Origin of the sequence: Paraburkholderia caribensis (assembly GCF_002902945.1) — a bacterium.
In the GTDB taxonomy this organism is placed as follows: domain Bacteria; phylum Pseudomonadota; class Gammaproteobacteria; order Burkholderiales; family Burkholderiaceae; genus Paraburkholderia; species Paraburkholderia caribensis.
Window position 1 is genome coordinate 82781 of sequence record NZ_CP026101.1, and the last position, 14010, is coordinate 96790.

Sequence of the window (14010 nt, forward strand, 5' to 3'; positions counted from 1 at the left end):
TGCAGCAAGCGCGGCGATTGGCTAACATAGTGGGTTGGGCCGCTGCCGCATGATTGCGCGCCGATGTGATACCGGTATCAGGTCAGGCGGCACTTCGCTACCAGGCATCATAATCACGACAAGATTATTCACGCGATGCGCGCGCCGCATCGCAGACTTCACTCCTGTTCTCGACAAGGACACCAGCAATGGCTTACGAAGCAGCTTCAGCACGCTATTCGGACATGCAGTACCGCGTTAGCGGCAAGTCAGGTCTCAAACTGCCCGCGCTGTCGCTCGGCCTGTGGCACAACTTCGGCGACACCACGCCGATCTCGACGCAACGTGAGATTCTGCGCACGTCGTTCGATCTCGGCATCACGCACTTCGACCTTGCGAACAACTACGGGCCGCCGTACGGCAGCGCGGAAACCAACTTCGGTCGCATCTTCAAGGACGACTTCAAGCCGTATCGCGACGAACTGCTGATCTCGTCGAAGGCTGGCTGGGACATGTGGCCCGGCCCGTACGGCCAGGGCGGCGGCTCGCGCAAGTACATCCTTGCGAGCCTGGACCAGAGCTTGCAGCGCATGGGTCTCGACTACGTCGACATTTTCTATTCGCATCGCTTCGACGTCGACACGCCGCTCGAAGAAACGGCGGGTGCGCTCGCGAGCGCCGTGCAACAGGGCAAGGCGCTGTATATCGGCATTTCGTCCTACTCGGCGCAGAAGACGCGTGAAATGGCGAAGCTGCTGGCCGAATACAAGGTGCCGCTGCTGATCCATCAGCCGGCGTACAACATGCTGAACCGCTGGATCGAAGAGGAACTGCTCGACGCGCTGGAAGAGACCGGCTCGGGCGCGATTGCGTTCACGCCGCTTGCGCAAGGCCTGCTGACGGGCAAGTATCTGAACGGCGTGCCGCAGGATGCGCGCGTCAACAAGGCGGGCGGCGGCTCGTTGAAGCAGGAGCATCTGAGCGAGCAGAACATCGAGCGTGTGCGCAAGCTCAACGACATTGCGCAGCGTCGCGGGCAGAGCCTTGCGCAGATGGCGCTTGCATGGACGTTGCGTGATCCGCGCGTGACGTCGGCGTTGATCGGCGCGAGCAAGGCTGAGCAGGTTCGCGAGAACGTCGCGGCGCTCAAGAACCTGTCGTTCACGGCGGAAGAGTTGGCAGAGATTGATCGTTATGCGACGGAGGGCAGTGTGAACCTGTGGGAGAAGCCTTCGACGGATCAGCATGTTTGAAGGTTTGGTTTTTTGGTTTGTCTGCGACGCTGGGGGGCTGGGGCTGGGGCTGGGGTCGGCGCTGGCATCCGCGTTACGTTAGCTCGCTTCACGCGTCGCCCCTGTGCGGGGCGGCACCTACTTTTCTTTGCCGCCGCAAAGAAAAGTAGGCAAAAGAAAGCGGCTCACACCGCCAGTGCTAGTTCTTGCCTGAGGGCCCCCAAAGGGTCTTACGCTTCACACGGCAATCACATCATTCTTGCTCGTTGCCAGCGCTCTTGCCGGGCACCTCACCCGCTTCACACACCTGCGTTTCAGCACGCCACGCCAGACCGCCCACCGCCGCCCAGGTGGCAAACTGTGTGTCGGCTTTCGCGCCATACGCGCACCACTCCGGACCGATAGCGCATGCGTCCCACCCTGTAAGAGCGCCAAGCCATACGACGCGACAACCTACACACAGTTTGCCACCTGGGCGGCACATACCATTCGCTGACGCTGGCCCGGGTACGGGTAATTGAAGCGGGTGAGGCGTTTGTTCGAAGCGTTGGCAACGCACACGAACCAGGGCGTTGCGGTGCGAAGTGTGGGGCCGTTGGGGGCCCGTGGACAAAGGTCAAGGGCTGGCGGTGTGAGCCGCTTTCTTTTGCCTACTTTTCTTTGCGGCGGCAAAGAAAAGTAGGTGCCGCCCCGCACAGGGGCGACGCTTGAAGCGAGCTAACGAATCGCGGATGCCAGCGAAAGCAAAGGCAACGGCAAAACCAAAACCAAAACCAAACCAGCTCGCGCAGCCCACAACCGCCCCTCCATCAGCCCGCGCAAACACAAGAATGAAAAACAAGAAGACAAAAGCAAACCTACACCAGGGCGGGTAGCCCTTCCACCAACACAACCGCAAACACCACACCCAGCAGCGCGCCGAGCACCCTCAACGTGTTGTGCCTGAACTCAGTCTTGCAGGGCAGCGCGCCAAGGAACAGCGCTCCGGCCAGCGCCATCGGAATGACCAGAATGAAATCACCGATCGTGAAGTAGTGCATGCCTGTCTCCTTTGTAGTCTCGTCCGACGCGACTGCATGCGGCGCGCCTGACTACCAGTATAGGAGACGGTAACGATGCGTTTTGTGGGCTGGAACGCACGCGAGCTTCTGTCGCTCGCGCCGCGCAGCCAAGCGGCGCAAGGCTTTGCGCCATATACACGGCGACGCGTCAAATCCAGCGCGATACGAACGCCCGCTTACGCTGACCTTTCTGAATATGCGTTTTATCGGTGAAAAGGTGAAAAACGCGGGCGGAAATTGCGCGCTTACGCCATGCCGACGCGCTCTCGGACGCGCAGCCGCGCCGACGCCAGGATACCGATCACCAGCAATCCGCCGACGAGCGCCGCCACCCCCGTCCACCCATAAGCCGCCCACACGCGCCCGCCATACGAGCCGACGATGCTCGATCCGAGGTAATACGCGAGCAGATACAGCGCGGCCGCCTGGCCTTTCGCTTCCTTCGCGATCCGCCCGACCCAGCCGCTCGCCACCGCGTGCCCGGCGAAGAAGCCGAACGTCACGCACGCAATCCCGCACGCGATCAGTGCAAGCGACTGTGTGACGGTCAACAGCAGACCGCACAGCATGATGACGATGCTGCCGATCAACACGCGCCCGCGCCCGAACGTATCGGCCATGCGCCCTGACCACGGCGACGCGACGACGCCCGTCAGATACACGACGAAGATCCCGCCGATGGCCGTCTGACTCAGCGCGAACGGCGGCGCGAGCAGCCGGTAGCCGATGTAGTTGTAGAGCGTGACGAAGCTGCCCATCAGCACGAAACCCATCAGAAACAACAGCGGCAGACCAGGCCGTCCGAGATGCTTCACGAGCGCCGTGCGGTGATGCGAGAAGCCAAGTCCGCGGCGCGGGACGAAATGGCGTGAGGGCGGCAGCAGCGAGCGGAACGCGAGCATCGACAGAATGCCGAGCACGCCGATCGTGCCGATCGCGACGCGCCACGAAAACAGATCGGCGACGACCCCCGTAATCACACGCCCCGCCATGCCGCCAATCGCCGTGCCGCCCACATAAAGGCCCATCGCGAGACCGAGGCCGTCGGGATGCACTTCTTCCGCCAGATACGCCATCGCGACGGCGGGCACGCCGCCGAGCGCCAGCCCTTCGAGCGCGCGCAGCAACAACAGCGCATGCCATTGCGGCGTGAATGCGACCGCGAGCGTCAGCAGCGACGAAGCGGTGAGCGAAGCCGTCATCAACCGATGGCGGCTCCATCCTTCCGACACGAAGCCCGCGATGAAAACAGCGAGCGCGAGCGCCGCCGTCGTCAGCGACAACGACAGGCTGCTTTGCGCAGGACTGACGTCGAATGAAGCGGAGAACGCGGGCAATAGCGGTTGCACGCAATAGAGCAGCGAGAACGTCGCGTAGCCCGCGAACAGCAGCGCAAGACTGGCGCGCCAGTAGGCGCGCGTGCCGCGCTCGAGATATGGCGCGCCGGTGGAGGAGGTTGCAGAAGATGAAGCGAAAGACGATGAATCAGCGGGCCGACTCGGGTCCGACGATGCGGTCACAACAAAACTCCCGGAAACGATTGAAACGACGCAGAGACTCACGCGCTAAACACGTGCAACAGGCGCGAAGGGTCAACGATACGCCGATTGCGCGTACCACGTCGTCGAATCCGGCAACCGGAATGGAACACGAGCCGTGTCAGCCGCGCGTCGCGCTGGGCACGCTCGCGGGTTGACCGGCGGCATCGGGGTGCGTGAGCTGTTCGTCGGTGGGCAATGCGGTCGCGTCCCAGCCGCCGCCGAGCGCCTTGATCAGCGCGACGCTCGCGGCCATCCGGCGGCGCGCGATCGAGACCGCCTGGCGCTCGTTGGCGAGCGCCGTCGTTTGCGCGACTACCACGTCGAGATACGTGATCGCGCCGTTCTTGTAGCGGTTCGACACGATCGCCAGCGAGCGCTGCGCGGCCGAAACCGCATCGTCCTGCGCCTGCGCCTCCTGTTCGAGCACGCGCAAGGCAGCAATGTTGTCTTCGACCTGGCCGAACGCCGTCAGCACCGTTTGACGGTACTGCGCGATGCCTTCGTCGTAGTTCGCCTGGGCTTCGGCTTTTTTCGCGGCGCGTCCGCCGAAGTCGAGCAGCGTGCCGGCGAGCGTCGGTCCGAGCGACCAGAAGCGGGCGGGCGCAAGCAGCCAATCGCTGAAGTTGGTCGCCTCCAGTCCGCCCGTCACCGACAAAATCAGATTCGGGAAATACGCCGCCGTTGCGACGCCGATCTGCGCGTTCAGATCGACCATCTGCCGCTCGGCGGCGGCAATATCGGGGCGCCGTTCGAGCAGCGTCGACGGCACGCCGACGGGCGCGACGGCGGGCACGGCGACGAGCGGCGCAACCGGCAGCGAGAAGGTCGAAGGCGTCTGGCCGGTCAGGATCGCGATTGCATGTTCGAGTTGCGCGCGCTGCACGCCGAGATCGATCAATTGCGCCTGCGTCGTGCGCAACTGCGTCTGCGCCTGCGCGACATCGGCGTCGGTGGCGATGCCGCCCTTGTAGCGGTTCTGCGTGAGCTCGACGGCTTCCTTGTAGGCGGCGATCGTGTCGTCGAGCAGTTGCCGTTCGCGGTCGATGCCGCGCAGTTCGAAATAATCCGTCGCGAGTTCGGCCTGCATCGACAGCAGCACGCTTTGCGCGTCGGCGGCGCTTGCCTGCGCGTTGGCCCGCGCGCCTTCGACACTGCGCGACACGCGGCCCCACAAGTCTGGCTCCCAGGTCGCGTCCGCGCCGACGATCCAGTCGTCGAGCGTCTTGCCCGCCGTCGATTTGAACTTCACGTTCTCCGACGACCGCGCACGCGAGTAGCCGCCGTTCGCGGTGACGACAGGGAAGAATTGCGAGCGGAACTGCTCGACCTGCGCGCGCGCCGCGCGGAAACGCGCCTGCGCGGCCTGCACGTTCTGGTTCGCGCTGGCGACCTGCTGTTCGAGCGCATTCAGCGCGGGGTCGCTGTAGACCTCCCACCAGGCGCTGCGGATGCGCGCGTCGGCGGGTTCGGCCATTTTCCAGCCGGTGCCTTCGAGTTCCTTATACGTGGCGGCCGTTGCGGTCGCGGGCCGCCTGTAATCGGGGCCGACCGTGCACGCGGCAAGGAGCCCCACGCTTACCAGCGCGAAAGCCACCGAACGAAGACGCATGCGATACGTGCTCACTCTTGTGCCTTTGCAGTCTGCTCGCTTTGCGGCGACGACGAGCCGCTAGAGGTACCCGAAGCGCCTGAAGCGCCTGAAGCACCCGCCGCGCCGCTCGCTTTCGGATGCACGATGCGCACCGCAGCGCCATCGACGATCGAATCCTGCGGATTCAGAATCACCTGCTCGTCGCCCGTCAGCCCGGAGGCGATGGCGACGCGCGTGCCGTAGTCGGTGCCGAGCGATACCTTGACGAGCTTCACGCGTTGCTGCGCATCGACGGTGGCGACTTTCACGCCGTCCGGACGGAACAGGAAAGCGTTACCCGGCAGCGTGTACGGCGCGGCCGCCTGCGACTTCAGCGCGAAATGCACTTGCGCATAAGCGCCCGGCAGCAGATCTCCGTTGCGGTTGTCGACGTCGACTTCGACGAGCATCGTGCGTTGCTGTTGATCGACGGCGCCCGACGTGCGCGCGACCGTCCCCGGATAGTGCTTGGCCGGCGTTTCGGTGAGCGTCAGAAACGCGGTCTGCTGCGCCTTCACTTCCTGCGCGTAAGCCTGCGGCACGTTGACGTAGACGCGCAGCCGGTCGGCCTGAGCGAGATGGAACAGTTCCTTCGCCGGGCCGCCGGAGCTGCCCGCGTCGATCAACGCGCCGACGTCGACGTTGCGCGCGGTCACGATGCCGTCGAACGGTGCGTAGACCTTCTGGAACGACTGCATCTTTTCGAGCCGCGCGACGTTGAAGCGTGCCGCGTCGAGCGTGCCTTTCTTTGCGAGCATGTCGCCGACCTTTTCGTCGGTTTCCTGCTTCGAGACGGAATTGCTGCGAAGCATTTCCGACCAGCGGTCAGCGGTGCTTTTGGCGAGTGCGTAGGTCGCTTGTGCGTTGGCGAGATCGGCGCTCGCCGCCTTCAGCTGGTCGTCGACTTCGGGCGTGTCGATTTCGGCGAGCAGTTGCCCTGCCTTCACGTGTGCGCCGATATCCGCGTACCACTTCTTCACATAGCCGTTGGTGCGCGCGTAGATCGGCGTATCGAGAAACGCCTGCACGTTGCCGGGCAGCACGAGATCGAGCGCGGCCGCGGATTTTTTCGGCTTGATCACTTCCACGGCGAGTTGCGCAGAATGCTGCGCGTCGCGTTCAAGTGCCGCGTGCGCTTCGTGACGCGACCAGATACCCTGCGCGGCGAGCGCCAGCACGACGAGCGCTGCACCGATCACGATCCAGCGCGAACGTTTCGATGAGCTGCGCGGGCCTTCCCCGTGCGGCGCGGACTCATCAGGACGATTCCCTTCCATCGGAACTCCAGATACTGTGCTTGCGCATCGTTGTTATGACCGTGGCCACGTCGGCCACCTTATTGCGGCTTCTGGACCACATGCGCGGCAGCGCGTGCGCGTCTTCCAGACAGCCGTCGATAGATCATCGAAAACACCACGGGCACGAACACCAGCGTCGCAACTGTGCCGATGGTCAACCCGCCGATCACCGCGCGCCCGAGCGGCGCATTCTGCTCGCCGCCTTCGCCGAGGCCGATGGCCATCGGCACCATGCCGATCACCATCGCGAGCGCCGTCATCAGCACGGGGCGAAAGCGCGTGAAGCCCGCTTCGATCGCGGCGCGCGTCGCATCGCCATGTTCGAGCAACTGCTCGCGCGCGAAGCTGACGACGAGAATCGAGTTCGCCGTCGCGATGCCGATACACATGATCGCGCCCGTCAACGCCGGAATGGACAGCGTGGTATGCGTGAGAAACAGCATCCACACGATACCCGCCAGCGCGCCCGGCAAACCCGTGATGATGATGAACGGATCGAGCCACGACTGAAAATTCACGACGATCAGCAGATACACCAGCACGATCGCAAACACGAGGCCGGTGAACAGGCCCGAGAACGAGTCGTTCATCGTCTGCACCTGGCCGCGCAATTCGATCGACGAGCCCTTCGGCAATTGTGCCTTGGTGTCGGCGATGATCTTCTGGATATCGTCCGAGACGGCGCCGAGATCGCGGCCGTCGGCGGTGCCGTAGATATCGATAGTGGTCTGCGCGTTGTAGTGCGTGAGCACGGCGTTGCCTGCTTCGCGCCGCATCGTCGACAGCGCGCCGAGAATGTTGGTGTGGCCGTTCGCGTTCAGCGGGATGTTCGCGAGCGATTGCAGCGAATCGATCGTGTATTGCGGCGCTTCCGTTATCACGTTGTAACTGACGCCATTGCGGGGATTGAGCCAGAACGTCGGCGTGGTCTGCTGGCTGCCGGACAGCGTGATCAGCAGATTGCTCGCCACGTCCTTCTGCGTGAAGCCCGCCTGTTGCGCGCGCGTGCGATCGACATCGACGAAGATGCGCGGCAGATCGGAAGGCTGCTGGATGCGCGCATCTGCAAAGCCCGGTATCGCGCGCAGTTTGTCGAGCAGCGTCGCGGCGAACGCGCGATTGCCCGGCACGTCGCGCCCCACGATCTGAACGTCGATCGGCGACGGCATGCCGAAGTTCAGCGTCTGACTGACGATATCCGCAGGAAGGAATGCGAACTGCACGCCTGGGAATTCGTCGGTCAGCGTGCGGCGCAATGTGCGCACGTACTCGGCTGTGGGCTTGTGATCGGGGTTCAGGCTGATCAGGATGTCGGCATCCGAGGTGCCGATCGTGCCCGTCGCGCTGTAGGACAGGTTGATGCCCGATACGGGCAGGCCGATGTTGTCGATGATCGAATGCAGTTCGCCGCGCGGAATCAGCTCGCGGATGCGCGCATCGACGCGATCGGTGACGACAGCCGTTTCTTCGACACGCATGCCCGTCTTTGCGCGCAGATGCAGCGCGATCGTGCCGGCATCGACGGCAGGAAAGAAGTCGCGGCCAAGGAACGGCATCAGCAGCAGCGACAGCAGACAGCACGCGAGAAAGCCCGTCACGAAGATGCCGGGCCGCGCAACGCGCGCCACGAGAAACGCGCGATAACGCCCGCGCACATTCGCAAAGCCGCGCTCGAACGCGAGGTGCACGCGCATGAACGGGTTGCGCGTTTCATGCGAATGATGGAAGTCGGCGGGACGATGGTGATGGCGCAGCAGATACTTCGCCAGCGTCGGCACCAGCGTTCTCGAGAAGAAGTACGAAGCCAGCATGGCAAACACGACGGCTTCGGCGAGGGGAATGAACAGATAGTGCGCGACGCCCGTCAGCAGGAACATCGGCACGAACACGATACAGATCGACAGCGTGGAAACCAGTGTTGGAATCGCGATCTGATGCGCGCCGTCGAGAATCGCCTGTTCGAGGTTCTTGCCCTGTTCGAGCTGATGACTGATGTTCTCGATCGCGACCGTCGCGTCGTCGACCAGAATACCGACGGCGAGCGCCAGCCCGCCCAGGGTCATGATGTTGATCGTTTCGCCGAGCGCGGACAGCGCGATGATCGACGTGATCATCGACAGCGGAATCGACACCGCAATGATCAGCGTTGCGCGCCAGTTGCCGAGGAACAGCAGAATCATCAGGCCCGTCAGGCACGCGGCGATCAGTGCTTCGCGCAGCACGCCTTGCACGGAAGCGCGCACGAACAGCGACTGGTCCGCGACGGGATCGATGTTCAGCGACTCCGGCACGAGATTGCGCAGCGCCGGCATCATGGTCTTGATGCGATCGACGATCTCCAGCGTGGACGTATTGCCGCTTTTGTTGATGGTCAACAGCGATGCGCGCTGGCCGTCCACGCGCACGATGTTGGTCTGCGGCTGATAACCGTCGCGCACATGCGCGACGTCGCGAATGTAGATGGTGCCGTTCGGCCCCGATTTGATGGGAATGTTGTTCAGGCCTGCGAGCGAATCGGGGCTCGCATTCATCTGCACCGAGTATTCCGTCGAGCCGATTTTCGCGGTGCCCGTCGGCACGATCAGGTTCTGTGCGGTGATCGAATTCACCACATCCATCGGCGACAGATTGCGCTCCTGCAGCTTGCGCGAATCGATATCGACCATGATCTGACGCTGCTTGCCACCGTACGGCAGCGGCGCCGACGCGCCCGGTACGGTCGCGAGCTGCGTCTTCAGGAAGTTATTACCGTAGTCGAACAGTTCCTGTTCGGTGAGCGACGGCGACGACAGCGACAGCCGCAGGATCGGCACCGTGGACGCGTTGTAGCGCAGTATGTTCGGCGGCGTGATGCCGGGCGGCAGCGAGCGCAGCTGCGTTTGCGACAGCGCCGTGACTTGTGCGAGCGCTTCGTTGATGTTCGCGTGCGGCTGGAAGAAAATCTTGACGACGGCGATGCCGTTCAGCGAAGTCGATTCGACGTGCTCGATATCGTTCACCGCGACGGATAGCCCCCGCTCGTAGTTCAGCACGATGCGCTTTTCCATCTCGTCGGCAGGCAGGCCGTTGTACGTCCAGATCACCGACAGCACGGGAATGTCGATGTTCGGGAAGATGTCGGTAGGCGTGCGCAGGATCGTCAGCGGGCCGATGATCAGCAGCAGCGCGAGCACGACAAACGTATAGGGGCGCCGCAGCGCGAGACGAACGATCCACATGAACGGGGCGGTCCGGTGAGGGCGGGAGCCGCTGCTTCTGGCGGCAGCGAGCAGCATTGCGCGAGGCGCCCAGGCCGGGCGTGCGCGAGAGGAATATAGCGCGTATCGTAGCTTACATCGACATTTTTGAGACGACCGCGCGGTCCGGTTTATGATGAGCCTGTTACGGGTCGTTACAGTCAGGGTTTCGTAAGTCGAATTGACCGGACGGATACCTCACCAGGACTTACTTTTTACTTTGCCAAAGCGCCCAAAAGGGCAACAATGGGGCTGAGGGGTTCGCATTGGCCGATGTGTGCCGGAAGGGATGCGAGTCGATCCTGGCCCCTGGTTTTCGATTCAGGTGCGCACGCAACCATCCGGATGTCGCGGCGCTTTTATCATCACGTTGACCGGCGCAGTCCCAAACAAGCCGGCAATTGGGAGAACGGGGAAACATCATGCAAGTCGGTTCTATTGTTCGATCCGTGCATATCGCCGTGCCGCAAGGTGCGCGCGGGATCGTGATGCGCATTCTCGGCGACATGGCGATGGTGGCGTGGTACGCCGGCGAGCCGGGGACGTCGAAGATACTGAACACGGAACCCTTTTTCCTCGAAGATCTGATCGACACGGGCGAATTCGTCCGCCCCGCTGGCGCGCAAATACATTGATCGCGGTTGTCTTGCCTGCTGTCGTGATTGACGGGATGCGGCGCCGCTGAGCGGTCGACGCATCCCGAGTGACACTGACGCTCGTTTTTGCGCGCGGCACGGCGCACAATGCGGGCATGAACGAAGACACTCCCGAGATTCCCACCCCGCAGAACGGCCATGCCGTTCCCTTTGCCCGCCTTACGCCGGAAGTCGTGCTGGATGCGCTCGATAGCGTGCTGGACACGGTAGGCGTGCGCACGGACGGGCGCATGCTGCCGCTCAACAGTTACGAGAATCGCGTGTATCAGGTCGGCGTCGAAGACGGGCCGCCCGTTGTCGCGAAGTTCTACCGGCCGCAGCGCTGGACCGGCGAAGCGATTCTCGAAGAGCATGCCTTCGTCGCGGAACTGTGCGAGCGGGAGATTCCCGCCGTGCCGGCGCGCACGCTCGACGGCCGAACGCTGCACACATTCGACGGCTTCCGCTTTTCCATCTTCGAGCGGCGCGGCGGCCGTGCGCCCGATCTCGACCGCAAGGACACGCTCGAATGGCTCGGGCGGTTTATCGGGCGCATTCATGCCGTTGGGCAAACGGTGAACTACACGGCGCGTCCGACGCTCGACATCCATACCTTCGGCTACGAGCCGCGCGACTATCTGCTCTCGCAAAGCTTCGTGCCCGCCGACGTGCGCGTCGCGTGGGAAGCCGTTGTCAACATGGCGCTCGAAGGCGTCGAGCAGGCCTTCGAACGCGCGGGTGACGTGCGCCAGTTGCGCATGCACGGCGACTGTCATCCGAGCAATGTGCTGTGGACCGACGCCGGCCCGCATTTCGTCGATTTCGACGACAGCCGCATGGGCCCCGCCATTCAGGACCTGTGGCTGCTGCTTCCGGGCGAGCGCAACGAGGCGTCGCGCGCGTTGACGGATCTGCTCGCGGGCTATGAGGACTTCTGCGACTTCGATCAGCGCGAACTGCATCTGATCGAAGCGTTGCGGACCTTGCGGCTGATTCACTACTCGGCGTGGCTCGCGCGTCGTTGGGACGATCCGGCGTTTCCCGTCGCATTCCCCTGGTTCAACACGCAGCGCTATTGGGAAGACCGTATCCTCGAGTTGCGCGAGCAGATCGGTGCGATGCAGGAAGGGCCGCTCTGGCCGGTGTGATGCTTGCGCGTGTGGGGCGATCGTCAGTCGGCGGATTGAACGCGGACCGGCGATCCGGCGATCACACGCGGTGGCGCCGAGAGCGTCGCGGACGCGCCGCGTGCCGCATCCGCAAGCGTCGAGCGCACGATCACTTGCGCGCGCACGTCGCGGCCAATCGTTTCGATGCCCGCGCGCATCTGCGTGAAATCTTCAGGCGAGCAGACTTCGCTGGCGAAACGCGTGGTCCCGTCACGCGTCACCGTGATGACATTCGTGCTCGCGTCATACGAATACGTCGAGCGGTAGTCGATGAAAAGGTTTCGCGCGGCCATCGCTTCCGGCACATCGAGCACGCGAAAATTTGCGGGCAGCGCAATCTGCGTGCGCTCGTGCAACTCGACATTGCGGCACACGAAAGGCTGCGTGCGCTGCCGTTCGCCGAGCCAGTAGCGCGCGTCCGACTGAAATCCGCCGACGAAGCTCGTGAGCGCCGGAATCGACGCGGCCGTGCCAGGCACGACGAAGTCTTCAAGTTTGCCTTTCATCGTGAGCGACAGGGGGCCGTCCGTCGCGTTGAGGTTGCTGGTCGACAGCGTTGCCGTTCCCGAGAGGTTCACGAAGCGCAGTTCCGCCTGCAGCGACTCTTCGCGCTGCGCGGGCGTTTGCATGCGCAGCAGCGCGCGGCCCTGCTCGGCGGCCCAACCCGCGGATTCCAGCCGGTAGACGAAGGTCGCGGAGCCATCGCGCGCGACGTTGATCGACAGATCGGTGGTGCGCGACATCGTGGCCGTCGACGGTGTGCGCGACAGCACGCCGTCGTTGACGAGCACGACGGGGCGGTTCATGTCGGTCGACGGCAGATAGCCGAACTCGACGTTCGGCGCGGTCGAATCGGCGTATAGCTGAAGTTCGGGCAGCCACGTGATCACGTGATTCAACACGCCGTAGCCGGGCACGTCGGGCAGCGTGTAGATCGTGCCGCTACTGATCAGCGCCGGTTCGTTGCGAATGCCGACGGCGTCGAGCAGCGCGCCATACAGCGCGACGTGGTCCTTGCAGTCGCCATAGCGCAGTGTGAGGATATCGGTCGCGCGATGCGGCACGACCGCACCGCGTCCAATGTTGACGGCGACATAGCGCACGTTCTTGCGCACCCAGTCATAGAGCGTCCCGGCTTTGGCACGCGGCGTCGGATCGCCGGCAGTGAGTGAGCGGGCCAGTCCGACGATCGCCGGGTCGTTGACGCTCGCATCGACGGCCGATTCGCGGTACTTCGCGGCGAACGCGGCGTAGTCGGGAAACGTCGAGACCATTAGCCGGTCGCCATAGCTCACATACGCAATCGATCCATATTCGAGCCGCGCGAAATGCGCCTTGTCGTAGCGGAACTCATAACGCGTGCGGCCGTTTTTCGTCGACGGCGGTAGCGCGACGAAGCCGCGTGCATCGGCGTAAAGCGGCTTGCCGGCGGGCAGGTCGTAGACGAGGCGGAAGTGATGGGTCGGTGCGAGATCGGGCGGCGTGAAGTCGCTGAAATGGCCCGGCACGATCGGCTGCATCTGCGTCTTCCGATACTTCAGGTGCACGCGCGCACCCGGTTCGACGGCGGGAAACACGATCACCTTTTCGAGGATGTCCTGAAACATCGGCGCGTCGAACGAACGCGCTTCCTGCACGTCGCGAATCTGCTCGGGGCGCACGTCGTGGCGTTTGCCGTCGGCGGATGTCGTATACGCCTCCAGAATGTCGACGCTCGCCATGTTGCGGTTGAACCAGATGTAGTACTGCGCGACGCGCGCGACGCCCGCTTCGTTGTTCACACGCAGCGTCATTTCGTCGATCTTCGTGTAGGAGCCATCGGCGTTCACCGTGAAGGTCTGCGTTTCGCGTTCGTTCGTGTATGGCTCGATGGGCGCGGCCGTTGCGGCGTTCGGTGTCGTCAGGCCCGGGTTGTCAGCCGGTTGGTCGGCAGCGCGGGCTGCGCCTGTGCAGAAGGCGCAACAGGCCATCGCGATACGGAAGATCGTGAAAAGGCGCATGGGGAATCAGGCGTCCGAAGGAATTGGTCTAGTTCTGTCGCATCTCACACTTCAAAATCACACGGCATTTGTGTCAAGCGGGCAAACCGCACACAACGGCATCTTTTTCCGGACGCCGGGCCGAGCCGTCGGGATTGAAAGAAATCACATTCTATGTAATGATAGTCATTCTCATCTGAAGGGCGTCGCCAGCGATTTGTCGTCTTCTCCTCTGTCGACCAGAGTTAGT

The 14010-nt window shown here is 63.3% G+C and carries 9 protein-coding genes; 3 read left to right on the forward strand and 6 right to left on the reverse strand.

Going from position 1 to position 14010, the window contains the following annotated elements; translation table 11 throughout:
- Positions 1-188 precede the first annotated feature (188 nt).
- Complete coding sequence (mgrA, locus tag C2L66_RS00390; protein ID WP_060599438.1) at positions 189-1232, forward strand: L-glyceraldehyde 3-phosphate reductase; 1044 nt, start codon at positions 189-191, stop codon at positions 1230-1232.
- A gap of 836 nt (positions 1233-2068) precedes the next feature.
- Here mgrA and C2L66_RS00395 read toward each other — a convergent pair.
- From C2L66_RS00395 to C2L66_RS00415, 5 genes are all read right to left on the reverse strand, one after another.
- Positions 2069-2251 carry a hypothetical protein gene (locus tag C2L66_RS00395; protein ID WP_007582094.1) on the reverse strand — a complete coding sequence of 61 codons (183 nt, stop codon included), beginning with the start codon at positions 2249-2251 and terminating at the stop codon, positions 2069-2071.
- A 266-nt stretch (positions 2252-2517) separates the two neighbouring features.
- Complete coding sequence (locus tag C2L66_RS00400; RefSeq protein WP_060599437.1) at positions 2518-3792, reverse strand: MFS transporter; 1275 nt, start codon at positions 3790-3792, stop codon at positions 2518-2520.
- Between the two features lie 139 nt (positions 3793-3931).
- Positions 3932-5422 carry an efflux transporter outer membrane subunit gene (locus C2L66_RS00405; protein WP_060599436.1) on the reverse strand — a complete coding sequence of 497 codons (1491 nt, stop codon included), beginning with the start codon at positions 5420-5422 and terminating at the stop codon, positions 3932-3934.
- Positions 5423-5433: 11 nt separating this feature from the next.
- Positions 5434-6720 carry an efflux RND transporter periplasmic adaptor subunit gene (locus C2L66_RS00410; RefSeq protein WP_060599435.1) on the reverse strand — a complete coding sequence of 429 codons (1287 nt, stop codon included), beginning with the start codon at positions 6718-6720 and terminating at the stop codon, positions 5434-5436.
- A 59-nt stretch (positions 6721-6779) separates the two neighbouring features.
- On the reverse strand, positions 6780-9959 hold the full coding sequence (locus C2L66_RS00415) for an efflux RND transporter permease subunit (RefSeq protein WP_060599434.1): 3180 nt from the start codon (positions 9957-9959) through the stop codon (positions 6780-6782).
- A 440-nt stretch (positions 9960-10399) separates the two neighbouring features.
- Here C2L66_RS00415 and C2L66_RS00420 point away from each other — a divergent pair, with 440 nt between their 5' ends.
- Entirely contained in the window at positions 10400-10612 is a 213-nt protein-coding gene (locus C2L66_RS00420) for a hypothetical protein (protein ID WP_007582104.1), read from the forward strand.
- Between the two features lie 116 nt (positions 10613-10728).
- Positions 10729-11760 (forward strand): serine/threonine protein kinase, encoded by a 1032-nt coding sequence (locus tag C2L66_RS00425; protein WP_060602403.1) that lies wholly within the window; start codon positions 10729-10731, stop codon positions 11758-11760.
- A 23-nt stretch (positions 11761-11783) separates the two neighbouring features.
- Here C2L66_RS00425 and C2L66_RS00430 read toward each other — a convergent pair whose 3' ends face one another.
- Entirely contained in the window at positions 11784-13781 is a 1998-nt protein-coding gene (locus C2L66_RS00430; protein WP_054929441.1) for a DUF3857 domain-containing transglutaminase family protein, read from the reverse strand.
- Between the last annotated feature and the right edge of the window lie 229 nt (positions 13782-14010).